We start from the raw sequence: 26,020 nt of genomic DNA, 5'->3' as shown, positions 1-26,020 counted from the left end.
TCATTTTTTTATTTCTATTTTTAAAGGTTATACAAAGATTGTCTTCATTGTCTCTAACAGCTGATCAAAAGAAGAAATCTCGATATCGCAAATTGGAGTCTGTTCAATTTTGCGTTCTCGATGGTTGAACCAAAGCGCTTGCCAGTTAGCACTTTTTGCACCTAGAACATCATTGTCGTAATTATCGCCAACGTATAAGGTCTCTTCTGGAAGCATATGAAATTCTTTCTCAGCCAGCTGAAAAATCTCTTTTTCTGGTTTTTGGAAACCTGTTGCTTGAGAAATGAGCATATTGCGGGAAGGAATCCAATTGTTCAATTGAAGTTGCTTCAGTTTTTTTGTCTGATGGTCAGTCGGCCCATTTGTGATAATTCCTAATGGGACATTCTTTTCCTTCAAGAAATCGAGGGTTTTTTTGACCTCCTCATGCAAGCAGATATTATCAAGTTCTTCCTCGTAAATTTTTTGAAATAAGAGGCCATCTTCTTCCGTAATATGAGGGTAGTCTAAATCTTTTAGTGATTGGCTGATCCGATGTGCTCGCATATATTCTAGTGTCCAATCTCCTGCCATTACTTTTGGGAAGTTTTCATCACTATGATGGCGGAACCGGATATATAGTGGATGCATATCTGCATCTGAAACAAGCGGAACGACTCTTTTGACCGCGTTTCGAAATGGCTGCTGCTGATCATACATCGTATCATCAACATCAAACACAACTGATTTAATCAAAATTTTACACGCCTTTCGGTTTTCATTGATTTTTTCACAAATCCTTGACTATTGTAACAGAAAAAATTGTCTAAAAAAGCTGATAAATAAAGGTTTTTCTTACTATATTTCTATTTCCTTGACAGAATAAGGTTTTTATATTTCAGTTTTTTTCACTAAAAATCGTGAAACACGTCAATAAGTTTGATGAACAAATTAATCATTATGGTAGAAGTCGATTGATTTATTTTAATGCAATCTCTGTGGAATTTTCGAAAGATTTATTTTTTTAATACAGTCTCAATATAACTATTCAAACATAAAATAACGTTATTTGATTTATTTGTTTATAGTAAATTTTATTTAGTAATCATTGCTTTAAAATACTACGCTTATATAACAGAGAAAATAAGCGTTATAATAAAGAACAGTATTATTTAAAATGACAGAAAACATTACTATTAAAGAAATAAAAAACATAAAAAATCTTAAGAAATCGGTTTCATTTAGCTTTTGAGATAAAATAATAGTACAGTTTTATACGCTGTTTCATATGTTTAGAAAATTTGAATTAGATTTGAAAACTCTAATTTTTAAATGATAAAAAAAGCGAGAATGCTGGTTTTACTGTATATTAACCTTAGATAACTTTCATTTTTTTAAAAAAATTATGAAAAAAAGGTAGCTATTTAAAAGTTGATTATGTATAATAGAAACAGATGGGAGATTATTATGATCTTCTGTTACAAAAAAGTGATTCTTATCACGAAAAGGAGTGGTGCACGTTGTTAACATTATATACTTCCCCAAGTTGTACTTCCTGCAGAAAGGCTCGTGCGTGGTTGCAAGAACATCAGATTCCATTTGTTGAACGTAATATTTTTTCAGAACCATTGAACAGTTCTGAATTAAAAGCGATTTTACAAATGACAGAAGACGGAACAGAAGAAATCATCTCGACACGTTCCAAAGTATTCCAAAAACTGAACATGGATTTAGATGATCTGCCGTTACAAGAATTATTGGAACTTGTGCAAAACAATCCTGGATTGCTTCGCCGTCCAATCATGATTGATGATAAACGTCTGCAAGTTGGTTTTAATGAAGATGAAATTCGTCGGTTCCTACCGCGCGATGTACGACAATTAGAATTACGTCAAGCGCAATTGATGGCTGGATTATAGAAGGATAATACGAAACTTGGAAAAGACTATTACAAAGATAGTTTTTCCAAGTTTTTTTGTTTTTACAAAAAGTATTCTTGATTAGATGTATAAAAAGGTAGTAGAAGATGATGATTGCACGAAAAATAGAGAGGAAAAATTAGCTGAAAAGTCGGCTATATAGTATTCGTCTGCCAAAAATGTTATAGTTAAATAAGATAGCTTGAAAGGTTGAAAAATCCGCTGGTTTTATTAAATTCACTTAACAGCGAGATTTTTTTTCTTTACATTTAAGCTGATTTCGCTACAATGAATCTATATTAAACATTGTGGCAAAGTGAGGTGTAGCAAAATGGAAATGGAACATATTAATGAAAATACGATCCGTGTACTAATTGGTCATGAAGATTTAGAGGAACGGGGCGTTTCATTTTTGGATTTACTTGGCAATCACAAAGAAATCGAAAATTTCTTTTATAGTATTTTGGAAGAAGTTGATATCGAAGAGGAGTTCCGAGGAAGCGAAGCTGTCACTTTCCAAGTTTTGCCAAAAGGAGACGGATTAGAACTGTTTATCAGTAAAAATCTTCCGGATGAAGAAATTTCTCAATCAGAAGATTCTACTGTTGATTCAGAAGATGTGAGTGACTTTCTTCGTCAGCAGATTATTGGCAGCGATCCGGAGGAAGAATTATCTGGAAGCGCCCTAGAAGAACAGGAAAGACAAGCAACTTTTGCTTTTGAAGATTTTGAACAAGTGATCCAACTTGCAACAGATGTCGAACTAGAGTCTGCTTGGACTGATTTGTATTTATTCGAAGAGCGCTATTACCTAGTCGTTCACTTCTGGATGGAAAATCTCAACCAAGCGGATGTAGAGAATCAGATTGCTCGAATTTTGGAGTTTGCTGAAAAGAGCGATCGTACACCAGAAACATTGAATGAATATGGAAAATGTCTGATGGCGCGTAATGCTATCGAGCGAACGAAATTTTATTTTGTATAAATCAGCATTATAGTAAGAGACTGTGACAAAAATTGTGTCGCAGTCTTTTTTTCGTATAAATAGTGTTCAAAAGCTTGCATCTGCGGTAACAAGCCCAACCAAACGAAAAATATTGGGAACTATTTTTGTTTAGCTGTTCTTATTACTTGATGCAGAATAGCTTTTTCACGCCCTCTTTTTTCGTGTAAATAAATTCTTAGACGTAAATAAGTTCAGAGGGAGAAAAATGCTGCTTGCAATGAATGAATATAATAAGTGCTGTTTTGCTAAACATGCAGAAAAAGGAAAGAAATATTATTGTCGTGGCTGTCGAAAAAGAGTGATTTTGAAAAAGGGAAAGAAAAAATGTGCTCATTTTGCCCATCAAAAATCAGATAACTGTTCGGTCTTTAGTGAAAGAGAATCAAAAGAGCACTTACAGTTAAAGGAATGCTTCATGGATTGGCTGGGACAGTCAGTAGAACCAGTATTTTTGGAAGCCTATTTGCCGAGGTTGCGGCAAAGGCCTGATATTTTGTTGGCGAATCTAGCAATAGAAATCCAATGTTCTAGACTGTCTCACCAGAGATTTATTGAAAGAACCCAAAATTATTTGAATAACAGTTACCAAGTATGGTGGATACTTGGTAATTCTTTTCTTGGACAATCGCAATTCTCATTGATAGAAAAAAGTTGCTGCTACTATAATAGAAAAAGAGGAGTGCATTGCTGGAAAGCTGATCTCAAGAAACAAAAGCTTTATTTGTATCATCATATTACAGAGACTGTATCAGGGCATATTTCCTTTTGCAGTAGCTGCTGGACTTTTTCTAGTAGGGACCTTAAAGAAATATTCACTAGTAACGAAATTAAAATGAACCAAATGAAAAAAATAGAAAAAGTGAGTGAAGATGGGAAGAAATGGCTGACACGCCAACTTATTCACAAGCAAAAGAATACAGTATCCATACAAGAACAATGCTACTTGCGTCATAAACATCTTTTGCATCTATCATCGTGGATCTATCAAAAAAGTCGGTTTTTCTTTTATTTACAAGAACAGGTTTTTCTTTATCGAATGTTGTACGAAGAAGCCTTGGAAAACCAGAAAGTTCCTGATTTCAACTCATGGATTTGCCAAATAAAAGAACATAAAAGGGAATGGCTTTTTCCTATGATTGATGAAGAGATGGTCTATCAGCAGTTTTTTAACGAATGCATACATTTGTCTTCTTTGAAAAAATAGTAAGTATAAAAATAGGCTAGGAATCGGTTTTCTATGTAAAACAAGATTTAGTTATGCTAAAATTGATGGAAGCAGACACATGAATGAGTAGAAAAGTTAGATGCTGTGACATGTGGATGTTAGACTATGATCTATTTTGATAGATAGAGCTAAGGGAAGAAAAGGAGTGGATTTCATGGAAGTAAAGCAGTTGCCAAAACGAGAAGAATTGCCTGAAAATTTAACTTGGGACTTGACCAAGATCTTTTCAAGCGACCAAGAGTTTGATGAGAAATATTTGGAATTATCAGAAGAGTTAAAACAATCTGAAAAACACAAAGGAACACTTGATCAAGGCGCTTCTCAATTTTTAAATGCGATTGAATTCGTATTGAGGGTTTATCGCCAAACTGAAGTCATTTATGTATATGCGCACCTTAAAAACGATCAAGACACTGGAAATACAGATTACCAAGCGCTTTATGCAAGAGCAAGCAGTCTGTTTTCGAAAGTTAGTGAAGCCGTTTCCTGGTTTGAACCAGAAATATTGCAATTGTCAGATGACCAGATTTGGCAATATTTCAAAGAAGAACCAAAATTGGAAGTCTATCGCCATTATATCCAGCAAATAGTAGATAATCGAGCCCATGTCTTATCTGCTGAGCAGGAATCTCTTCTTGCTGGAGCAGGTGAAATCTTTGATGCTTCAAGTGATACATTTGCTGTTTTGAATAATGCAGATCTAGTTTTTCCAACGATTGAAGGAGAAAATGGTGAAATAGTCCAATTATCTCATGGCGTGTATGGTCAGTTGCTAGAAAGCACGGATCGAAGGGTACGCGAAGCAGCATTTAAGGGATTGTACAGTGTTTACGAACAATTTAGAAATACATTTGCTTCTACTTTAGGCACACATATAAAAGGACATAATTTTAAAGCGAAAGTCCGTAATTACAGCTCTGCCAGAGAAGCGTCTTTGAGCAATAATCATATTCCTGAAAGTGTATACGATACTTTGGTAGACGTGGTAAACAAGCATTTGCCTTTGTTACATCGATACATGGAATTACGGAAACGTTTATTAGAAGTGGAAAAACTGCACATGTATGATCTTTATACACCGGTCTTAGGGGAAGCTCCAATTACCTTTACGTACGAAGAAGCAAAAGAAAAAGCTTTAGAAGCACTGAAACCAATGGGTGAAGAATACATGGCCATCGTAGAAAAAGCATTCTCTGAACGTTGGATCGATGTTGTCGAAAATAAAGGGAAACGAAGCGGTGCTTATTCTTCGGGAAGCTATGACACAAATCCATATATTTTATTGAATTGGCATGATACGCTGGATCAGCTATTTACGCTTGTCCACGAAATGGGACATAGTGTTCATAGTTATTTCACTCGTTCGAACCAGCCTTATGTGTACGGCGACTACTCCATCTTTTTAGCAGAAATTGCTTCGACAACGAATGAAAATATCCTAACGGAGTATTTATTGGAAACAGAAAAAGACCCTCGTGTACGGGCTTATGTACTCAACCATTACTTGGATGGGTTTAAAGGAACAGTTTTCCGCCAGACACAATTCGCTGAATTCGAGCATTTCATGCATACGGAAGATGAAAAAGGTGTGCCATTGACTAGTGAATACCTAAGTGATAGTTATGGTAAATTGAATGCAAAATATTATGGTCCAGCAGTCGAAGAAGACCCAGAAATTAAATTCGAATGGTCACGGATACCGCATTTTTATTATAATTACTATGTTTTCCAATACTCGACTGGCTTTTCTGCTGCTTCAGCACTGGCGAAGAAAATACTAAACCAGGAACCAGAGGCACTAGAGAACTACTTGGCTTACCTAAAAGCAGGTAACAGCGATTATCCTGTGGAAGTAATGAAAAAAGCAGGAGTTGATATGACACAGGCTGCATATATCGAAGATGCAATGTCGATGTTTGAACAACGTCTAAATGAATTAGAAGAATTGATCGATCGTTTATAAGGCTTTCTATTTTTGATTTTCTCGAATAGAAACGAAAAAAATACGTCGGCTCTCTTGTAAGGGAGTCGACGTATTTTTTTAATTAGAAAGCAAGTGTAAATGGCTAGTTCTTGAATGGAACTGAGAATCATTTGTATGTAAATGTTCACCATTAAAAACTTGATATGAGTTATCTGTTGTTTTACACAGCTCTGTGATTCTCCAAAGGCTACTTGTACCTTTTACTTCTACTAAAACACCAAAATCACGGTCGCAGGCATAATTGTAAACGACTGCAGAAGGGTGTTTTGTGATGCCCATTTCCCGAGCAATTTTTTGATCAGAAAAGAATACTTCTTTAACGAAGTCAGACTGCCGATCTTCTTTAAACATATTCAAATCGCCGCCGATTTCTTCAAATATGGATTCAGCAAGTTCTTGAGAATATGGTATGTCATTACAGCCGACTGCTTCTTGCAATTTGATCAAAAAACGGCGGCCTTTTTTCTTTCCTTGAAACTGCGCCGCTTTGCAGTCTAATGCTGCAGAATAAGTCATTGAGAATAAGTGATTACGTTCCTCAAGATTGTTCTGAGAAATTCCTTTTTGTTGCATGACATCCCCAATTGTCTGCAAATTGACCAAAGGAAGAAAGCGAAATTGCATCTTTTCTTTTGATGGTGTTCCGTACTCTTCTTCGATAAATTGTAATAACTGTTGTTCCATTTCGAAACAATATTCCCCTAAAGGATTAACAAATAAATAGATTTCGATCATATGAATCTCCCCCAAAATAGATTCTATACAACTAGTGACTAGATTCTTTCACATCCTATAACTTAACAGAAAAAAGTAAAAAAATGAACTCAAGTGCCTTGTGAAAATGAAAGGTTTCTAATTTTTAGCTTCAAGCATACGTTGGATCTTGTTCTTAGCAGGACGATAAGGTAAAGAAAAACGTTTTAAAAAATTTATAAAAGCAATTTTTCCCACAGATGCATCCCCTACCTCTAGTTCCAGTTCAAAATCGTGTAGATTGTCTCCCCAGCTTTCATCAATAGCTAAAAGTCCTTCTTCAATAGGGAATTCAGCCCGTTTTGTTGTAAGCTTTCCGGTTTGGATTAATGAAGCAGGATCGATATTCAAATCAGAAAGTTTTTGAAAAACTGCGCCTGAACGAGGCAGACGTTTTTCGAAGATAAATGCTTCTGCTTCTTCTGTTATAAAGGTATCCGTTGTTTCGAGACGCCCTTTTTCAGCAGGTGTTTTTAATGTATATTCAGCTTGATGACCAACGAAACGGATCCGTAGGCCACAATTTTGTTTCTTCAGCTGTTCATCAACGGTATCGAAATAAATATTAGTCTGTACACGGAAATCTTTATCTGTTAATTGATAGTGAGCGATGAATATCTCGTACTCTTGCTTTGTCAGCATAGATTTATATTCGATTTCAAGCATTTGTGTCATTTGATCGACTCCTTTTTGTCTATTTTGCCTAATTTTCTTTTTTTGGTCAATGCATAAATCAAGAGTACGAAAAAACTTTGCATATATGGTAGAATAAACAATGAATGTTAATGAAGTAGAGGTATCAGCTATGGAACGAGATTGGGAAGCATTTTTAGCACCATATGAACAAACTGTATCAGAATTGAAAGTGAAACTGCGGGGGATCCGCAAACAGTTCCGTGAACAAAATCGACATGTCCCGATTGAATTTGTCACTGGGAGAGTCAAGCCAGTCGATAGTATTGTAACAAAATCACAATTACGGCATATTCCAATGGGACGTTTAGAAGAAGAAATGTCTGATATTGCCGGGTTAAGGATCATGTGTCAGTTTGTAGAAGATATCCATCAAGTTGTTGAGATCATCCGTAAAAGAAAAGACATGAAAGTTCTCCAAGAACGAGATTACATCACAAATAAAAAAGCAAGTGGCTACCGTTCTTATCATCTGGTGATCGAGTATCCTGTACAGCTGATCAGCGGTGAGAAGAAAATTTTGGCGGAAATCCAGATTCGGACTCTTGCGATGAATTTCTGGGCAACGATTGAGCATTCGCTGAATTATAAATATCAAGGCGTTTTTCCAGAAGAAATGAGTGAACGACTTCAGCGTGCGGCAGAAGCTGCCTATCAGTTGGATGAAGAGATGTCCAGTATCCGTGAAGAAATCCAAGAAGCACAGCGGTTATTCTCCCATGGAAGAGGAAAATCAGATGATGTCTACTATCGAACGCTTTTGAAGAAAGAAAGCGAAAGAGAGGAGGCAGGGGATGAAAGTAGCGATCGTTCATAATAAAGAGGCAAAGACTATAGAAGTGACAGAACGTTTGAACGCACTTTTAGAACAAGCAGGGATTCAACGAGATGATCATGAGCCAGAATTGGTCATCTCAGTCGGCGGAGACGGCACATTATTGTCGGCGTTCCATCACTACAGTCATTGTCTGAATGATGTGCGTTTCTTGGGCGTGCATACAGGTCATTTAGGGTTTTACACGGATTGGCGGGATTACGAGCTGGAAGAACTAGTAGACAGCTTACGAACGAACCGGGAACAAAGTGTTAGTTATCCCTTGCTGGATGTTCGGATCAGTTATTTGGATGAAACACCGGACCAGCATTTTTTAGCACTGAATGAATCAACGATTAAACGGGCCAATCGTACGATGGTAGCCGATGTATACATCAAAAACGAGCTGTTTGAAAGTTTTAGAGGAGATGGATTGACGATTTCTACGCCTACTGGTTCGACAGCATATAATAAAAGTGTCGGCGGTGCTGTGATCCATCCTAGTATCAATGCCTTTCAGTTGGCAGAGATTGCTTCACTGAATAATCGAGTGTTTCGTACTTTGGGTTCTCCGATCGTGATTGCCCATGATGAATGGCTAGAAATAAAATTGGAAAATACAGAAGATTATCTTGTAACGGTTGATCAATTGAATGTCGCAAAAGCAAATATCCGCTCAATTTATTATCGAATAGCAGAAGAACGGATCCATTTTGCTTCTTATCGACATATGCATTTTTGGCATCGTGTGAAAGATGCCTTTATTAGTGAGGATTGATATGCAGTTTACATGGGATTATGAGAAAGATCATTCTCAGCAAGTAAAATATTTTTTAAAAGAAAAAGGGATCTCAAAGGGTCTGTTAGCGAAAATAAAATTTCAAGGCGGTCAAATCAAAGTTAATGATCAAGTAGAAAATGTCTTGTTTTCTCTAGCTAAGGATGATAAGGTAACCATTGTGATTCCTGCTGAAGGAGAACATGAAACCGTACTTTTGGATGAAACACCGATCGATATCGTGTATGAAGATGAACACGTTCTGGTAGTAAATAAACCAGCAGGCGTTTCGTCTATTCCTGCCCAATACCATCCAAATGGGACAATGGCTAATCGTGTAAAGGCTTATTATAAAAAACAAGGTTACGAAAACCAAGTAATCCATGTGGTGACGCGACTAGATCGGGATACATCTGGTTTGATGCTTTTTGCAAAGCATGGATTTGCGCACGCAAAATTAGATATGCAACTTCGTGAAAAGAAGTTTGTGAAAAAATATCAGGCCTTAGTCAGTGGAAGGCTTTCAGATTTATCGGCACATGGACATATCGATTTGCCGATCGCCCGAGATTATTCTTCGCTATTGAAGCGAATGGTCTCTGATGAAGGACGTTCGGCACAGACTGAGTACTGGATAGAGAAGCGACTAACAGAAATCGCGTTAGTTGATATCCAGCTGCATACAGGAAGGACACATCAAATAAGAGTTCATTTTTCCGCAATTGGCTGTGCCCTGCTCGGTGATGATATGTATGGCGGGCGAATGGATCTGGGAATAAAAAGACAAGCCCTTCATTGTTATGATCTGCGTTTTTACCATCCATTTACAGAAGAGTTGCTGGAGTTCAAGCAGCCTTTAGCCGCAGACATGGAGGCAGTTGTGAGACGGTTTGAAGAATAAGGCGAGGTGAGATTGGTTTGGATGAAAATCAAGAATTAGAGGAAAGATTTGCCCAGTTGACTCAAGATTTAAGGGAAAATAATATTCAGGCATTCAGAAACAGTTTTTTAGAGATGCATATCTATGAGCAGGGGCAATTCTACCAATCTCTTACAGAAGAGAACAGGCAGCTGATCTATTCCTATCTGTCGCCTAAAGAATTAGCGGATATGTTCGATGTGATTGAAGAAGACAACGAACATATGAAAGAATACCTAGATGAAATGCGTCCTAGCTATGCAGCTGATATGCTTTCTGAGATGTATACAGATAATGCTGTTGACTTGCTTAATACGCTGGATAAAAAGCAAATTGCTAAATATTTAAGTTTGATGTCGGCAGACGATGCCAGTGAAATCAAGGAACTTCTCCATTACGAGGATGAAACGGCTGGCGCGATCATGACAACTGAATTTGTTTCGATCGTAGCCAATCAAACTGTTCGCTCTGCGATGTACGTGCTGAAGAACGAAGCAGATGTAGCTGAAACAATCTATTACATCTATGTCGTTAATCAAGAAGGTCAGCTAGTAGGGGTTATTTCTCTGCGCGACCTAATCGTGAATGATGACGACGCAATGATTTCTGATCTGATGAGCGAACGAGTGCTTTCAGTTCATGTAGGCGACGACCAAGAAGATGTGGCACAAACATTTAGAGATTATGACTTCTTAGCTCTTCCTGTTACCGATTATGATGATCATTTGTTAGGAATCGTCACAGTCGATGATATCATCGACGTTATTGATGATGAAGCTGCTAGCGATTATTCAGGACTTGCCGGGGTCAATGTGGAAGAAATTAATGAAAATCCAGTAAAGGCAGCGTCTCGACGTTTGCCTTGGCTGATCACTCTGTTGTTTTTAGGTATGTCGACCGCTTCTTTAATCAGTCACTATGAAGACTTGGTAAGTGAAGCGAGTATTTTAGCAGTCTTCATTTCGCTGATTACAGGAACTGCCGGTAATGCTGGAACCCAGTCGCTAGCTGTGGCTGTTCGTCGACTTGCGATTTCTGATGAGAAAGATCATGGATTTGTTCGACTTGTTTTGGCTGAAGTCTTGACCGGCGTTGTCACAGGAGCTGTTACGGGGATCACGATTTTTCTAATCGTAGGTTTTTGGAAACATAATTTTATCTTGGGGTTTGTCATAGGGATGGCTATGCTATTTGCAATCACAGTGGCGAATCTTGCAGGTAGTTTAATCCCGATGCTAATGGATCGTCTAGGATTTGATCCAGCAGTAGCAAGCGGTCCCTTTATCACGACTTTGAGCGATTTGACGAGTGTACTGATTTATTTCAATATTGCTTCTTTATTTATGGGCTATTTTATGTAAAAAAACAAAAACATTTGCAATAAGCATTATGCCTGTTGCAAATGTTTTTTTGTTTATAAGATTATAACTGAAGATCCACGATTTTGGTTCCGTGTACTTCGCTTACGTTCAATTCTTTAGCTACATGTGCTGCATTCTCTGCAGTGACACCACCACCAGGCAAAATGATTAAGCGGCCATCTGTATAGGCAATCAATTCTTTAAGCCGTGGGAAATTTTCTACAATAGTTTTGTCAGCAGGACCGCCATGAGTCAAGATACGGTCAACACCATGTTCTACCAGCCAATCGATTGCTTCGAATTGCCGATCTTCAGGAATACTGTCAAAAGCCATATGGAAGGTGATCTGCAACCCTTCTGCTGTTTCGATCAATAGTTCTAAGGCCTCTTCGTCTAGCCAGCCTGAAGGAGTAAGACAACCAAATACTACGCCATCCGTCCCTAATTTCTTTGCTTCAATCAAATCAGTATGCATGATTTTCAATTCGATATCGTTATAGACGAAGTCGCCCCCTCTAGGACGAATAATCGTCATTACGGGGATATCTTTTTCCCCAGCATAACTTAACGTTTCTTCGATCACACCAGTACTCGGGGTTGTGCCACCGACCGCTAAGTTGTCACACAATTCGATCCGATCGGCTCCTCTAGCAATTGCTAGAGGAATAGATGTGTAGTTTTCAGCGCAAAATTCTTTGATCATCTAATCTTCTCCTTTATCTTTCACTTTCTTCTAGGCATTGTATCATATTTTTAGCAGTTGCCAAAGTGAGCATCTAACGGTAAGATAAAACAGAAATGAGGGGGAACTATGTTAAAAAAAATTGACCGAGGACGCCAGTTTTTGGCAGAAAATCATCAGCTGTTCCGCTGTCCGGTTTGCCAAGAAGAAGTAAAAAAGTCTGATAATGGCTTGATATGCAAAAATAATCACCGTTTTGACCTTTCCAAAAAAGGAACACTTTATTTTTTATCCCATGCGGTTAAAACAGAATACGATCAAGGAATGTTCGTTCCAAGGCGTAGAATGATCCAATCAGGCATGTATCAGCCCGTTATTGAGACTATTGCGCAGCATCTACCTGAAGAAGTCTCGCTATTAGATGTTGGCTGCGGAGAAGGTAGCTTCTTGAATGAACTTTCAAAATTGAAAAAGATTCAAAATGCTGTTGGATTTGATATTTCAAAAGAAGGAGTCTACGCAGCTACAGAACAATCTGCCGAAGCATTTTGGTGTGTAGCTGATTTGACCAATTTGCCGTTTGCTGATCAAACATTCAACGCGGTTTTAAATATCTTTTCGCCTTCTCATTACCAAGAATTCCAACGTGTACTCTCAGAAGATGGAGAAGTGTTGAAGGTGGTGCCACAAGAAAATTATTTAAAGGAACTACGTCAGGCTTTTTATCCGAATCAACCTGAAAAACAGAGTTATTCCAATGAACGTGTAGTAGCCAAGTTTGCTGAAGCAATGAAATTAACTGAACGTCAGCGTGTAACCTATGAATTTGAGATACCAGAGGAAAATAAAAAAGATCTTTTGGCCATGTCACCTTTAGAATGGCAGGTAGAAGAGCGAATCAAAGCAGACTTATATAAGAATCCTTTGAAGAAGATTACAATTGACATAGAATTATTAAAAGGAACTAAGAGAAAACGTTTTTCTAGCAGTTTTTAATGAGTAGAGGTTGCAAAAAAAAGTTGAGGGTGTTATATTAGCAACAAGTTGTTTTTCATTGGTTTTTATCAGGTTCCTGTTCTGATAAAAGTTAGTGAGAAGAGCTTCACTAACGTAACGACTCGCAGTGACTGACACCGAGTTGATACGTTTTTTTTTATGCAAAAATCAAATTGTCAGAAAATAGAAACGAACATAAATATGAGAGGAATGATCCTGATGAATCATATCGTTTTATTTGAACCATTAATCCCTGCAAACACTGGAAATATTGCCCGTACGTGTGCAGCCACGAATACTCCGCTTCATTTAATCGAGCCACTAGGTTTTTCAACTGATGACAAACATCTAAAACGGGCAGGGTTGGATTATTGGAATGATGTAAATATTACTTACCACAGTAATTTAGAAGCTTTTTTAACATTTTTAGGTAATCGTAAACTACATTTGATCTCAAAATTTGCCCATAAAGTATATAGTGACGAAAATTTTGCTGATGGAGAAGAGCACTTCTTTTTATTTGGAAAAGAAACAACCGGTTTGCCAGAAACATTTATGCGTGAAAACGAAGAAAAGTGTTTACGCATCCCTATGAATGATGAGCATGTCCGCTCATTGAATTTATCGAATACAGCTGCAATGATAGTGTATGAAGCACTTCGCCAGCAAGGATTCCCTAATTTAGAATTGACGCATCACTATGAAAATGACAAGCTGGATTAGACAGTTTATTATAGAGTAAAATAAAAGAAAGACAGGAGAGTGCTGCGTATGGAACTATATTTTACCCGACATGGGAAGACACAATGGAATCAGGAAAGACGTTTTCAAGGGAGCAATGGCGATTCTCCGCTTTTGCCACAAAGTTACGAAGAAATCAAAGCATTTGGGAAAAAGGTAAAATATGTTCCTTTTAAAGCAATTTATTCCAGTACAGCAAAGCGAGCACGTGATACAGCAGAAGGTATCAACAAAGAGCTTGCTCGTCCGGTAGAGATTTTTTATACAGATAAGCTAAGAGAACTAGGGCTGGGTACTTTAGAAGGTCAGTCGATCGATGAAATGTACCAGAAATATCCGGATAATCTGCCGAATTTGCGTAATCATTTAGATCTGTATGATCCTTCTCCTTTTCACGGAGAAACGATTGAATCGGCAATCACACGTATCGAAACTGTTGTAGCAGATGCGGTTGCCCAACATAAAGATGGCCCACTTTTATTCGTAGGACATGGAGCTTCTTTAACTGCAGCTATTCAATGGATGACAGGAAAAGAGCTAAGTGAGTTGCGTGAAATGGGTGGATTGTTCAATAGTAGTTTGACGATTTTAGAGACTGAAGAGCCTTGCAGATTATTGCCATATGAACTGAAAGTATGGAACCAAACAGATTTTTTAGGAACTGAAACAGCACCAGAACCTTTACTATAGAAGAAGGAGGCGGCTTCCGATGCAGCCAGAAGAAATGCCTTATTTCGTTGGTACAGTTGCCGCGATTTTTTTTCAAAATCCTAGTAATTTTTACAAAGTGCTTTTGGTACACATCAGTGAAACCACAGCTGATTACCGTGAAAAAGAGATTGTAGTCACCGGAAGTTTCGGCGATATTCAAGAAAATGAGACTTATCGTTTTTATGGAGAATTAGTGGATCATCCTAAATACGGAAGGCAGCTTAAACTCGAAAGATATGAGCAAGAAAAGCCAACAACTGCAAATGGGATCGTAGCGTATCTTTCCAGCGAAAAATTCCCAGGAATCGGGAAGAAAACAGCAGAAAAAATTGTAGAATTGCTGGGAGAAGATGCTATCGAAAAAATCATTGCTGATCCTTCGGTATTAAAACAAATCTCCGGTTTGACGAAGCCAAAAAGAGAAATGCTTGCTGAGACGATTCGGCTAAACCACGGGATGGATCAAGTGATCATGGGACTGAATCGTTACGGGTTCGGTAGTCAGTTAGCTTTCAGTATCTACCAGGCCTATAAGAACGAGTCTTTGGATATCATCGAAGAAAATCCGTACCAGCTAGTCGAAGACATAGAAGGAATCGGGTTCAAACGTGCAGATAATCTAGCCGAACAAATCGGTATTGCAGCAGATTCACCGAGAAGAATTCGAGCAGCTATCTTGCATCAGATTTTTCAGCATGCAGTTCAAACAGGAGATACATACGTACCGGCGGAGACATTGCTTCAGCAAACGATCCGTATTTTAGAAACAAGTCGCCCAATTGAAATCCAGCCTGATCAGGTTGCTACTGTAATTATCCAACTTGTTGAAGAAGGAAAGATACAACAAGAAGAGACTAATCTTTACGAAAACAGTTTGTACTTTTCTGAATGGGGGATCGGTAATTCGATCCAGCGCCTTCTCAGTCGTAAAAAAGAAATCCATTATCCTGAAAAAGAAGTGCAGAAGAATATTCGGCGTATCGAAAAAATATTCGGCATACAGTATGGACCTTCGCAAGAACAAGCTATCGCTGAAGCAATCCGTTCCCCTCTATTTATTTTAACAGGAGGACCAGGTACGGGGAAAACTACTGTGATCAACGGAATCGTCAATCTTTTTGCAGAGTTGAACGGACTGGAATTGGATCCTTCAAAATATACCCAAGAAATTTTTCCTATTCTACTTGCAGCACCAACTGGCCGAGCAGCTAAACGAATGAACGAAACGACAGGTCTGCCTGCCAGTACGATCCATCGTCTTCTGGGGCTGAATGGACGGGAAAAAACACCTTCAGTCAGTACGAAAGAATTAGAAGGCGGACTTTTGATTGTTGATGAGATGTCTATGGTCGATACATGGCTGGCTAACACATTATTCAAAGCGATTCCGACGAATATGCAAGTTATCTTAGTAGGAGACAAAGATCAGCTTCCCTCTGTCGGTCCTGGTCAAGTACTCCATGATCTTTTGGAAATCGAACAAATTCCCAAAATGGAACTCAATCAGATTTATCGGCAAGGTGATGGTTCTAGTATTATTCCTCTTGCCCATGAGATCAAAGAAGGACGTCTGCCAAAAGATTTCACAAAGAATCAAAAAGATCGTTCCTATTTCCGAAGTGATGCTTATCAAATTGAACCCTTGATCTCTAAAATTGTGGAAAAAGCGAAAAATAAGGGATTCCGTGCACAAGATATCCAAGTATTAGCACCAATGTATCGGGGACCTGCAGGGATCGATGCGTTAAATAAAATGATGCAGGAGATATTCAATCCAGGGAAACCTGGAAAAAAGGAAGTACATTGGAACGACACCGTTTATCGGATAGGAGACAAAGTCCTCCAATTAGTCAATACTCCCGAATTGAATGTATTCAATGGAGATATGGGAGAAATCACGGGTATCATCTTGGCAAAAGATTCTGAAGATAAAGTGGATGAATTAGTTATCCAGTTTGATGCAAATGAGGTCACTTATAAAAGAAACGAATGGAATAAAATCACTCTTTCTTATTGTTGCTCAATCCATAAATCACAAGGCAGTGAATTCAAGATGGTTATTTTGCCCATGGTCCATCAATATCAGCGGATGCTTCAGCGTAATTTGCTCTACACGGCAGTGACTCGCAGTAAGGAACTGTTGATTTTGTTAGGGGAAGAGCAAGCCTATGTCACTTGTGTAGCGAATGAATCAGCAAGCCGGATGACTACGTTGAAATCAAGGATCATAGATAATGATAAAATGAATATCACTCTCCGGACCAAACTAGCAGCTTATGAAGATTCTTTGGTCGGAAATGATCCATTTGAAGATGGGAACTATACAAAAGAGCCACGGGTTGTAAAAGAAAAGCTACCTGTAGAAGATGACAGAGGGACGAATGAATCGAAAAAACAAGTAATGGAAACAGTGGAACCAGATCTGTTTTCTTCATTTGTTGGAGAAGAAAAGAAAGAAGAGGTAGAACCTGCTGTTTCTAAAGATTTCGTTCTTACAGCAGAAGTGATCGATAACCAGTTAGTAGATCCGATGATTGGTATGGAAAACAGTTCTCCCTACGATTTTATACCGGCAAAAAATGCTTGATTTTAAAGATGAGAAATAGCTAAAAATGATCATTGGTTAGCGTTTTCTTTTGTTTTTTCAGTGTGATATGCTAAGCTGAAATCAAAAGGGGGACGTTACTTTATGGCTAAAGAAACCGAAGATAAATTAGCGAAATTAGCAAAAGAATCTGGCAATGACTTTAAAAAGTTAGATGAGATGGAAAAAGAATTCAAATTGAATGAAAGTCCTGATGTAGAACGAGACGATCGTGAAGAATCAAAACTAGAAAAAACGTTAGACAAGGCGCCTATTTTTCCGCCTAACACGCCGAACAATCCAACGAATCCTTGATTCTTTCAATCGTGAGGAAATGGTTTGCGGGACAATTGAATAGAAGATGTGAAAAAAACCTGAATGATGCGAAGGAGCATCATTCAGGTTTTTTTGTGTTAGATAAGACTTATTGCAAATGCTGATAAAAATAGATAGCCAATTGCGTGCGATCCCGTAAATCTAGCTTTTCTAGTAATTGGCTGATGTAATTACGAACAGTGCCGTCACTCAAGTACAAGGCATCTGCAATTTCTTTATTGTTTTTCCCGGCAGCTACTTCTTTGATGATTGCAAGCTCACGTTCACTAAAAGAAGCATAAGCATGACTATCAATCGTCGGTTTATTCTTCATCATTTGAGTGAAAGTCTCGATGATTTCATTACCAAATACGGCCTGTCCATTATAAGCGGATTTGACAGAAGGAATAATCGCTTGCAAGTTCTGTTTGATTAAATACCCTTTGACACCGATGGAAAATGCTTCGCGGATGTATTCTTCATCTTTGAATGTCGTCAAAAGCAAAAGGATGGCTTTGGGAAATTTAGCCAAAATTTCTTTGGCAGCATCGATGCCCGTTTGTTTAGGCATGCGGATGTCCGTCAGCAAAACATCGGGACGATGGGTTTCGTATAAGACTAGCGCATCCTTGGCACAATGACCAATGCCTAACACACGGATCTCTTTCGTGCTTTCTAAAATGGTTTGTAACGATTTCGTCACAAATGGATCATCATCAATAATGACTACTGTTATCATTGGTGTCCCTCCCTTGGTAAAATGATCGTTAACTGAAATTGCTGGTTTTCTTGGAAAATATGGACTTGTCCCTTTTATTCTTGAACACGTTGACGCATCGTTTTCAAACCAATACCGGGAGCAGAATTTTTTTGTGGGCTGGTGCCATCATTCGTGATTTGCAAGCGATAAAAGGCCGGCAACGTTCGAAAATGTAAAACAACGGTTTTGGCATGACTATGTTTGATACTGTTGGTTAAGGCTTCTTTGATGACCATTAAGAAGCAGTTTTGCTGCGTTTCATTCAATCCTTCAAACAAGTTTCCTTCAATCGTAACAGAAGAAGGAAAATCAGCGATCAGAAACTCTAAGGAGTGTTGAAAAGAGATCGATGTCTCATGGAGGTCATGGACACTTTGACGAATCCGATCCATCCCAGTGTGAACGGTGGCACTTAAATTTTCTAATGGTTCTTTTAGTTTTGGTTCTTGATTGATCATTTCAAGCGCACCAATTTGTAAAATCGCACTTGACAGCAGATGACCGACATTGTCATGGATGTCTCGGGCAATTCGGTTCCGTTCTTCCACAATTTGCAAGGCTAATTGTGTTTCTTGTGACAGGGCCAATGCTTTATTTTGTTCCGATAACTCTTGTTGTTTTTCCCAATGAGTATCTTTGGAGACAATGTACTTTTTCTCAAGATCGGTCGTTCGTTGATCTTTTTTTCGTAAGTAAAAGGAAAAAAACAGCAAAATTACGACAAAGGCGACCTTGATGGGGGGATGATTACCAACCGTCGAAATCAACAAAAAACCTAACAAAAACAAGTAATCAAGGTGGCTTTCTTCAGGGGCGATCACTCGCATCGTCGCTGGCAGAAACAGGACAAGATCAGGTAAAAAGGCACATAAAAGAAATAGAATAACTTGGAAAATCCAATTTGGCTTTGTAGGCAGTAAATAACTGACACCAGTGAATAAAACGGCGATCAATAAATAGATAACTTGCATAGCAACGAATCCTTGACTTACCAGCAAAAGCAATGAGATAACCAGTAGAAAGCTAGTTTCGTTGAGTAGCCGAGATTTATGCATAGCAGACTCCTTCATTGTGACAAATGTCATGTGTGGTTTAGCCAATCGTCACTAGTTTCTTTTCTTGCACTTTATTATAGTCAGATCAACAAGAAATTTGGAAGGAGTTTTTCATGATGATTATCGAAATTGATAAATTAGTCAAACGCTATGGAGATTTTGTAGCATTGAATCATTTTGATCTGCAAGTACAAGAAGGAGAAGTCTTAGGTCTGTTAGGACCAAACGGCAGTGGGAAATCGACTGCCATCAACTGTATGCTTTCTTTGTTAAATTATGACAAAGGAACCATTAAATTGTTCGGGACAACAATGACTCCTGAAAATTATGCTGTCAAGGCAATGATTGGGGTCGTTCCTCAAGACGTTGCGGTCTTTGACGAACTAAGTGTGCAAGAAAATATCGATTATTTTTGCGGTTTATATGTTTCCGAAAAAGAGAAAAGGAAAGCCTTGATTGAAGAGGTGATTCAATTAGTGGGATTAGAAAAATATGTGTCGTTTCGTCCAGGAGAACTTAGTGGTGGCTTGAAACGTCGGTTGAACATCGCATGTGGGATTGCCCACAAGCCGCGGTTAATTTTTTTAGATGAGCCGACAGTAGCTGTAGACCCCCAAAGTCGGAATAAAATTTTAGAAAGTATCAAGGAGCTGAATCGACAAGGAGCAACCATTGTCTATACAACACATTACATGGAAGAAGTAGAAATTCTTTGCGACCAGATCGTGATCATGGATCAAGGACAGGTGATTGCTAAAGGAACCAAAGAATCTCTAAAAGATATGGTACGGACGGCGGATCGTTTGACGATCGACATCCCATTACTCCCAGAAAACGTGTTGTCAGCGATTCAGCGAACAATAGCTTCTGATGGAATCGCTTATAAAAAAGGTCAGCTCCAAGTAACAACTACTGAACTAAATACAGTATTGTTGCCGATTCTTACAATCTTACAAGAAGAAAAGATCAGTTACGGAAAAATAGCAACCAAAGAAGCGTCCTTGAATGATGTCTTTTTAGAGATTACTGGCAAGGATTTGAGAGACTAGAGGAGGGGAAATAATGTTTTGGCATTTTTATAAATATCGCACAAAAATACTGCTGCGAAATAAATCCATGTTGTTTTGGACATTGGCCTTTCCAATTCTTTTAGGATTGATGTTTATGGCGGCCTTTGGCGAGATTGATCAAGGTGGCAATCTCGAAACGATTAATACTGGAATTGTAATCAAAGCGGATCAAACAGCGCTTTCGGAAAATTTTACCACAGTCTTAGAACAAGTCGAAGTCAATGATAAACCATTATTTGAAGTACAGGAACTATCGGAAGTAGAAGCGAATGAAAAGCTAAATGCAGATGATTTGGCTGGTTTTTATCTCATTGATGGTTCATCTGTTTCGCTCCATGTGGGTCAAGCAGGAATGAGTCAGACGTTGATGAAAAACGTCATGGATCAATTTTTACAGCGTATTGGTATAATTTCGAGTAAAGTGGCAGAAGTGGAGAACGTTGATCTCGCGCCCATCATGACTGTTTTTGAACAAGAAGTATCTTTTCAAGAAGTTCATGCAGGTCGTAATATGAGTTTCAAAAGTTTTTATTTCTTCACTCTGATTGGAATGGCGATTCTCTACGGGACGATGTGGGGGGTCCGCAATGTACAGGATCAGCAAGCAAATCAATCGTCAAATGGTATTCGCTTGTCCTTGATTCCTAGAAAGCAATCGTTAGTTTCAATCGCTAATTTGGCAGCAAGCTTTACGATTGTTTTGACAGAGATTTATATTATGTTAGCTGTCTTTCGTTTTATCTATCAAGTAGACTTTGGTGAACGTTGGCAATGGTTGATGATTGTTACCGCTCTGGGGTCGTTGTGTGCGATTTTGTTAGGTACATTGGTTGGTAATTTGATACCAAAAATGAATCTGGTGCAAAAGGATAGCATCTTGATTTCAGTGACGATTGCGATGAGCTTTTTTGCTGGTATGATGGGGTCGGAACAAGTGAAGTATTGGATTGATCTTCATATTCCGATTGTTGGTCAATTAAATCTCGTCAACTTGATCAGCGAAAGTTTGTATAAACTTTATTTCTACACTGATTTGGCTAGTTTTTATACCAATCTTCTATGGTTGATCGGATTTATTTTCCTTTTTGCGTTAGGAAATGCTTGGATGGAAAGAGGGGTGCGTTATGACGCTTTATAAAACGATTTGGACATTGCTTAAAGCAAATAAATCGAATTTACTGATAGGTGTAATTATCACTGTTGTTGCCACATTCTTTTTTGCGCAAAATATTGATGTTGAAAATACCTCTCTGCAAGATGCGAAAATCGCCTTGATTAGTGAAGAAGAGTCGCCTGTAGTCGAAGGCCTTCGTAAATATTTGAATGACAAGGAAACAGTCGTTACATTGGATGGAACCTCACAAAAAGAAATCGATGATGCTCTTTATTTTAATCGTGTAAACATTATCTTGCATCTGCCTGCAGACTTTACCGAACAAGTCGAAGTAGGAAAGATGCCGACGATCAAGATACAGAGTCGCCCAGATGCCTTTTCTAAAACAGTTGTTACACAGCAAGTGAACACCTTTTTGCAAACACTGATTCTGTTTCAAGAAGAAGATAAAACAATCGATGCAGCTATGGAACAGACACAAATGGCACTCTCGGTTACTGGAGAAGTTGAGCTAAGTGCGGGATATAGTCAGCGGATGAAAAAGCTGTTGACGGGCACAACCTTTAATTTCTTGTCTTATGGGTTGTTTCTATCCATTTTTAGCGGTTTCAGCGTCATCAATCTAGCGTTTAATCGCAAAGAGATCAGTAAACGAAACCAGAGTGCGCCCATTACCAAACGAAACTTGAATCGCAAAGTAACCTTTAGTTTGATTAGTTACTCGCTGCTGTTGTTCAGTGGCTTCTTACTTCTAATGGTTCTGTTAGTGATCCACACCTCGTGGGATATAACGGTATGGTATCATATTTTAAATACTTTCTTGTTTTTATTGCCGGTCATTAGCTTTTCGGCTTGTATCACTTCATTGGTAAAAAACTCAGAAACCAGCAGTGGGATCAAAGATATTTTTATCACAGGCAGTTGCTTTATCGGTGGGGTGTTTGTACCAGCAGAATACTTGCCAGAAATGGTTAGCAAAATAGCGGCATTCACACCAACATATTGGTTTGTTCAAAATAATAACTTGATCAGTGAAACACTCAGTTACAATCAAACATTTGCAGAATCTTTTTGGTTCAATGGTTGTGTCTTAGTTGCTTTTGCTGCGGTGTTTTCAATGATCCAATTTATTTTGGGTAAAGAAAGAAACTATCGATGGCAACCCAATTGGGCAAAGAATTAACTGCATAGTAAAAAAAGGACTGTGACAAAAGTCGTGTCACAGTCCTTTTTTCCGAATAAACGGTGTTCCAGATGTAGCTTCTGACAAAACCTCTTTTATTAACACCAAAACAACTGTTTAGTTGTGGTTATTGTGATATCAAAAGGTCGTTTTTCCATTTCTTCTCCATCTTCTTGACCATGTTGCGGTGTTGTTGAAACGATACGTAATCTGTTTGTTGTGTAGTGATGGAAATATTTCGATTTCAATTGTTTTTTCTGTATAAGTAAAAGAATGAGCCACAAGATTTTAAAGAAATTGATTCGTTCGACCACGACAAAATCAATGACTGGTTTAGACGCATCAGCAGTTGGAACAATCGCGATTCCTCCGCCAAAAAAAGGATGCTTCGTTGCTGTACATAAAAATGCGTTTGAAAAACTTAATTGTTTTCCTCCTGCATCTACCAGAATTGGAAATCCTTTTTGAGTGAATAAAGCACGGAGAATAGAGAATAAATACGAAAATGATCCTAAGTTGTATTTGTTCAATCGCTTTTTTGTGGAAGAATGATTTGTCGCATGGACGATAGCTGCATCTAATCCTATACCGAAATTATTAACAGCTATTCCTTTTTTTTCACTTATTTTTTCTTCATAAGCCATTATGTGGACTTTTTCTGGTGATTGAGCTGCTAAAATCAGCTGAAGTCCTTTTTTGGGATTTTTTGGAAGGCCTGCCCCTCGAGCAAAATCATTTCCAGAACCTGCTGGAATATAAGCAACTGGGAATTCTACTTCCATCTGATAGAAAGTATCAAGTACCTGATGTAAGGTGCCGTCACCTCCTACGATGATCAAAAGGGGGAAAATATCGATTGTTTTCTGTTCTTCTTCTATCCAAGGAATCAATGTTTCTTTTGCCAAAGTTTCAGCAATCTCAGCATCGTGTCCTTTGTATTCACTATAATGAAGTGTATAGTCAATATGCTTATTTTTTAATACCGGTAAAATTCTTTCTGCTACTTTATAGCCATTTCCGCTGCCTGCCGATGGATTGATCAATATATGATAATGGAATTTCATAATTTCCTCCTGCTATTCAATAAAACAAGATATTTTAATACTCCTGTTTGCTGGTTAACCAATAATTAGCAAGCTTTTTCTATTTTTTGAATGAAAGAAACTTGTTTTTTCAAAAAAATCTGTTACAAAATTAATTCTTGGTTATTATAGCAGAAGTCTAGGAAAATGAAAAAGGTCCGAAGACCGAAAAACACAAAAAAGCCTAGCAAGCGCATGATCCATTACTTACGTAAGGAGAAGTTCCAAGGTTCGGCATGTCCACTTAGATCTTCAGCTGCTTGCTAGACCGTTCTCTAGTAAGAGGTTGCTCAAATTCCCACATCCTTTTTTATTTATTTAAGTTTCACAACAATTCTGTTCTTGCAGATCCTACTTCGTCTGCTTTACTGGGAATTCTTATGACCCCTTACACTTACTTTATACCATATCCCACGATTTTTAGCAAACGTTTACATTATTTAAGCTTTTGCTTTTTTAAAAGCAGATAAGACGGATTGAAATAAATGAAAAGTCTGTTATAATTATTGTTTGTTTCACATAACCGCGGTTCATCAACCATCCCGCGTTAAAAAAACTAGGAGAAAAGAGGAGAGAAAATGCAAAAAACGAAAAGCAGACAACGGTTATCCGTAATCGTTGTAAATGGCATCATCATGGCTCTTTATCTAGCGTTAACTATTTTAGTTGCGCCTGTATCCTCAGGGCCGATCCAGTTTCGTATTTCAGAAAGTTTGAATCATTTAGTTGTCTTTAACCGTAAATTGCTTGGGGGAGTTTTAGGCGGGGTCATCGTCTATAATGCCTTCTTTGGTTTTGGTATCATGGATGTGGTTTTTGGTGGCGGCCAAACATTGCTTTCTTTAGGCCTGACAGCTTTATTGCAAAACAAAGTGAAAAATGTAAAGATGCGTTTAGTATTGAACACGATCTTCTTTACCATCAGCATGGGACTGATTGCTTATATGTTAGTTCCAACAGGTGGCCAAGCATTTTGGACAACCTATGGCACGCTTGCATTAAGTGAGTTTATCGTCATGGCTGTTTCAGCACCATTGATGTATTATTTAGATCGCGCGCTTGATTTTGAAAAGCGTGTCTAATTATAAAAAGCGAAAAAAGAAAGCAGATTAGCTGTTTTCTTTTTTCGCTTTTTGATTATGCTTCTTGGTTTTGCAAATTTTCAATTTCTACCACTTTATAATTCTTTTTCTCTAAGTGGTTGACGATCGTTTCACATACTTTCGCTTCAGTGTTAGCCGGTAGCGTGATCAATGTACGTCGAATGTATTCGTCTTTTTCGATATCAAGAGTAATACAGCTGGCAATGCTGCTGTGTTTTGAAATGATTTTTGCAATAGCAGCCAAATCTCCTTGCTTTCCTGTGGAAGCAATTGTCAGTACATAGCTTCCTTGTTCTACGCTCCAAGATTGAGAGAGCATATTAAGCAACGTACTATGTGTCAAAATACCATAAAAATGATTTTCACTGTCAAGGACAGCAATATAAGGAAGCTCTTTGATCGTAAAGAATACTTTGAAGAAAGAAGTATCCAGGTAAATGAACTTTGTAGCGTTTTTCAAAAGATGAGTGACAGGAAGTGTCATATCACCGCCATTTGCTTTATGACGATAGATATGCATTTTGTAAATGTTTCCACGGAAAATATTACCTGAAGAATCTAAGATCGGCACACAACGGTATCCGGAAGTTTCTAAAATTTTTAATGCTTCTTCTAATGTACTAGTCTCTGTAACGGTTGTCAGATCTTTTTTCTTATATACAAGTGTTTTTAATAGCATCGCTATACCTCCAATTGTCTCATTTTAGCTTAATTTCAAATTAATCATATCATAATTTTATCCAAAACAATAGATAGTTTATTTCACAAATTGACAAGTAAAAAGTTACGTGATACTGTTATGAAGTATAAGTCTGATTCTCAGCAAGGGGGCAGAAGTAAATGGCAAAGAAAAAAGCAGCACTCGCTTGTTCCATTTGTGGGTCTCGCAACTACACAAAATCAGTCAGTGAAGGAAAAAGCGGCGAACGTTTGGAAATCAATAAGTTTTGTAAATATTGTAATCAATATACATTACATAAAGAAACGAAATAAACAGTAGCAAGGGAGGTTGTCTCATGAAATTTCTAAAAAGCGTAAAAGATGAAATCAAACAAGTAACTTGGCCAAGCAGAAAACAACTCCGTAAAGATACGTTAGTAGTCATCGAAACTTCTATTATTTTCGGATTGATGTTTTACGTAATGGATACAGCCATCCAAAGTTTATTTGGCTGGATCTTAAAATAACTCGCT

26 protein-coding genes, 1 pseudogene and 1 riboswitch are annotated in these 26,020 nt (G+C 38.0%); of the genes and pseudogenes, 19 read left to right on the top strand and 8 right to left on the bottom strand.

Features of this window, described 5'->3' with window-relative positions; all coding sequences use genetic code 11:
* Nucleotides 1–27: 27 nt before the first annotated feature.
* Nucleotides 28–735, bottom strand: a complete 708-nt coding sequence (locus IGL31_RS11570) for an HAD family hydrolase (RefSeq protein WP_002294563.1) — start codon at nt 733–735, stop codon at nt 28–30.
* Between the two features lie 764 nt (nt 736–1,499).
* Between IGL31_RS11570 and spxA the strand changes: the two genes are divergently transcribed.
* From spxA to pepF, 4 genes are all read left to right on the top strand, one after another.
* The gene (spxA, locus tag IGL31_RS11565) at nt 1,500–1,898 is read left to right on the top strand and encodes a transcriptional regulator SpxA (RefSeq protein WP_002296384.1); all 399 of its coding nucleotides are present in this window, start codon (nt 1,500–1,502) and stop codon (nt 1,896–1,898) included.
* Nucleotides 1,899–2,229: 331 nt separating this feature from the next.
* A complete protein-coding gene (locus IGL31_RS11560) occupies nt 2,230–2,883 on the top strand; it encodes an adaptor protein MecA (RefSeq protein ID WP_002299370.1) in 654 nt (217 codons plus the stop codon).
* Between the two features lie 226 nt (nt 2,884–3,109).
* Nucleotides 3,110–4,108: a competence protein CoiA gene (locus IGL31_RS11555; RefSeq protein WP_002324232.1), complete on the top strand. Its 999-nt coding sequence runs from the start codon at nt 3,110–3,112 to the stop codon at nt 4,106–4,108.
* A gap of 175 nt (nt 4,109–4,283) precedes the next feature.
* On the top strand, nt 4,284–6,092 hold the full coding sequence (gene pepF, locus IGL31_RS11550; protein WP_002288947.1) for an oligoendopeptidase F: 1,809 nt from the start codon (nt 4,284–4,286) through the stop codon (nt 6,090–6,092).
* 78 nt (nt 6,093–6,170) lie between these two features.
* Here the strand turns inward: pepF and IGL31_RS11545 are convergent, their stop codons facing one another.
* A complete protein-coding gene (locus IGL31_RS11545) occupies nt 6,171–6,848 on the bottom strand; it encodes a ClpXP adapter SpxH family protein (RefSeq protein ID WP_002289850.1) in 678 nt (225 codons plus the stop codon).
* 117 nt (nt 6,849–6,965) lie between these two features.
* Nucleotides 6,966–7,541, bottom strand: a complete 576-nt coding sequence (locus IGL31_RS11540) for a CYTH domain-containing protein (protein ID WP_002289849.1) — start codon at nt 7,539–7,541, stop codon at nt 6,966–6,968.
* Between the two features lie 130 nt (nt 7,542–7,671).
* On the opposite strand from IGL31_RS11540, the gene IGL31_RS11535 reads away from it, so the two are divergent.
* From IGL31_RS11535 to mgtE, 4 genes are read left to right on the top strand one after another with little or no spacing between them, the layout of a single operon-like run.
* Complete coding sequence (locus tag IGL31_RS11535; protein WP_002289848.1) at nt 7,672–8,376, top strand: GTP pyrophosphokinase; 705 nt, start codon at nt 7,672–7,674, stop codon at nt 8,374–8,376.
* Entirely contained in the window at nt 8,354–9,151 is a 798-nt protein-coding gene (locus IGL31_RS11530; protein ID WP_002289847.1) for an NAD kinase, read from the top strand. The genes IGL31_RS11535 and IGL31_RS11530 overlap by 23 nt, the downstream gene beginning before the upstream one ends.
* Nucleotide 9,152: 1 nt before the next feature.
* Nucleotides 9,153–10,052, top strand: a complete 900-nt coding sequence (locus IGL31_RS11525) for an RluA family pseudouridine synthase (RefSeq protein WP_002294562.1) — start codon at nt 9,153–9,155, stop codon at nt 10,050–10,052.
* A gap of 17 nt (nt 10,053–10,069) precedes the next feature.
* A complete protein-coding gene (gene mgtE, locus IGL31_RS11520; RefSeq protein ID WP_002294561.1) occupies nt 10,070–11,431 on the top strand; it encodes a magnesium transporter in 1,362 nt (453 codons plus the stop codon).
* Nucleotides 11,432–11,492: 61 nt separating this feature from the next.
* Here the strand turns inward: mgtE and IGL31_RS11515 are convergent, their stop codons facing one another.
* On the bottom strand, nt 11,493–12,134 hold the full coding sequence (locus tag IGL31_RS11515) for a copper homeostasis protein CutC (protein WP_002294560.1): 642 nt from the start codon (nt 12,132–12,134) through the stop codon (nt 11,493–11,495).
* A gap of 108 nt (nt 12,135–12,242) precedes the next feature.
* On the opposite strand from IGL31_RS11515, the gene IGL31_RS11510 reads away from it, so the two are divergent.
* From IGL31_RS11510 to IGL31_RS11490, 5 genes are all read left to right on the top strand, one after another.
* Nucleotides 12,243–13,109 carry a methyltransferase domain-containing protein gene (locus tag IGL31_RS11510; RefSeq protein ID WP_010829739.1) on the top strand — a complete coding sequence of 289 codons (867 nt, stop codon included), beginning with the start codon at nt 12,243–12,245 and terminating at the stop codon, nt 13,107–13,109.
* A gap of 219 nt (nt 13,110–13,328) precedes the next feature.
* Nucleotides 13,329–13,832 (top strand): tRNA (uridine(34)/cytosine(34)/5-carboxymethylaminomethyluridine(34)-2'-O)-methyltransferase TrmL, encoded by a 504-nt coding sequence (gene trmL, locus IGL31_RS11505; protein ID WP_002289592.1) that lies wholly within the window; start codon nt 13,329–13,331, stop codon nt 13,830–13,832.
* 48 nt (nt 13,833–13,880) lie between these two features.
* Entirely contained in the window at nt 13,881–14,540 is a 660-nt protein-coding gene (locus IGL31_RS11500) for a histidine phosphatase family protein (protein ID WP_002294557.1), read from the top strand.
* A 19-nt stretch (nt 14,541–14,559) separates the two neighbouring features.
* Nucleotides 14,560–17,148, top strand: coding sequence for an SF1B family DNA helicase RecD2 (gene recD2, locus IGL31_RS11495; RefSeq protein ID WP_010728075.1), 2,589 nt, complete (start codon nt 14,560–14,562; stop codon nt 17,146–17,148).
* Nucleotides 17,149–17,250: 102 nt separating this feature from the next.
* Nucleotides 17,251–17,460 carry a cold-shock protein gene (locus tag IGL31_RS11490; RefSeq protein ID WP_086300254.1) on the top strand — a complete coding sequence of 70 codons (210 nt, stop codon included), beginning with the start codon at nt 17,251–17,253 and terminating at the stop codon, nt 17,458–17,460.
* A 109-nt stretch (nt 17,461–17,569) separates the two neighbouring features.
* Here the strand turns inward: IGL31_RS11490 and IGL31_RS11485 are convergent, their stop codons facing one another.
* Nucleotides 17,570–18,199 (bottom strand): response regulator transcription factor, encoded by a 630-nt coding sequence (locus tag IGL31_RS11485; RefSeq protein WP_002289597.1) that lies wholly within the window; start codon nt 18,197–18,199, stop codon nt 17,570–17,572.
* Nucleotides 18,196–19,305: pseudogene (locus IGL31_RS11480) on the bottom strand (sensor histidine kinase). Before IGL31_RS11480 ends, IGL31_RS11485 begins: the two are co-directional and overlap by 4 nt.
* A gap of 86 nt (nt 19,306–19,391) precedes the next feature.
* Between IGL31_RS11480 and IGL31_RS11475 the strand changes: the two are divergent.
* From IGL31_RS11475 to IGL31_RS11465, 3 genes are read left to right on the top strand one after another with little or no spacing between them, the layout of a single operon-like run.
* Complete coding sequence (locus IGL31_RS11475; RefSeq protein ID WP_002324227.1) at nt 19,392–20,324, top strand: ABC transporter ATP-binding protein; 933 nt, start codon at nt 19,392–19,394, stop codon at nt 20,322–20,324.
* A gap of 13 nt (nt 20,325–20,337) precedes the next feature.
* Nucleotides 20,338–21,483 carry an ABC transporter permease gene (locus IGL31_RS11470; protein ID WP_002294551.1) on the top strand — a complete coding sequence of 382 codons (1,146 nt, stop codon included), beginning with the start codon at nt 20,338–20,340 and terminating at the stop codon, nt 21,481–21,483.
* Complete coding sequence (locus IGL31_RS11465) at nt 21,470–22,642, top strand: ABC transporter permease (RefSeq protein ID WP_010829738.1); 1,173 nt, start codon at nt 21,470–21,472, stop codon at nt 22,640–22,642. Before IGL31_RS11470 ends, IGL31_RS11465 begins: the two co-directional genes overlap by 14 nt.
* A 98-nt stretch (nt 22,643–22,740) precedes the next feature.
* Here the strand turns inward: IGL31_RS11465 and IGL31_RS11460 are convergent, their stop codons facing one another.
* Entirely contained in the window at nt 22,741–23,706 is a 966-nt protein-coding gene (locus IGL31_RS11460; RefSeq protein WP_002318552.1) for a diacylglycerol/lipid kinase family protein, read from the bottom strand.
* A gap of 537 nt (nt 23,707–24,243) precedes the next feature.
* Nucleotides 24,244–24,290, top strand: a riboswitch (PreQ1 riboswitch).
* Between the two features lie 12 nt (nt 24,291–24,302).
* Between IGL31_RS11460 and IGL31_RS11455 the strand changes: the two genes are divergently transcribed.
* Nucleotides 24,303–24,806, top strand: a complete 504-nt coding sequence (locus IGL31_RS11455) for a QueT transporter family protein (protein WP_010829737.1) — start codon at nt 24,303–24,305, stop codon at nt 24,804–24,806.
* Nucleotides 24,807–24,861: 55 nt separating this feature from the next.
* Here the strand turns inward: IGL31_RS11455 and cbpA are convergent, their stop codons facing one another.
* Nucleotides 24,862–25,506: a cyclic di-AMP binding protein CbpA gene (gene cbpA, locus IGL31_RS11450; RefSeq protein ID WP_002294577.1), complete on the bottom strand. Its 645-nt coding sequence runs from the start codon at nt 25,504–25,506 to the stop codon at nt 24,862–24,864.
* Nucleotides 25,507–25,667: 161 nt separating this feature from the next.
* Between cbpA and rpmG the strand changes: the two genes are divergently transcribed.
* A complete protein-coding gene (gene rpmG / locus IGL31_RS11445; RefSeq protein WP_010727345.1) occupies nt 25,668–25,820 on the top strand; it encodes a 50S ribosomal protein L33 in 153 nt (50 codons plus the stop codon).
* A gap of 23 nt (nt 25,821–25,843) precedes the next feature.
* Nucleotides 25,844–26,014 (top strand): preprotein translocase subunit SecE, encoded by a 171-nt coding sequence (gene secE, locus IGL31_RS11440; RefSeq protein ID WP_002294579.1) that lies wholly within the window; start codon nt 25,844–25,846, stop codon nt 26,012–26,014.
* Nucleotides 26,015–26,020 lie beyond the last annotated feature (6 nt).

Origin of the sequence: Enterococcus sp. MSG3290, from assembly GCF_050555565.1 — a bacterium.
GTDB classification, from domain to species: domain Bacteria; phylum Bacillota; class Bacilli; order Lactobacillales; family Enterococcaceae; genus Enterococcus_B; species Enterococcus_B faecium.
The sequence above is the reverse complement of the archived record's forward strand: the minus strand, read 5'-3'. Positions and strand labels throughout refer to the sequence as shown.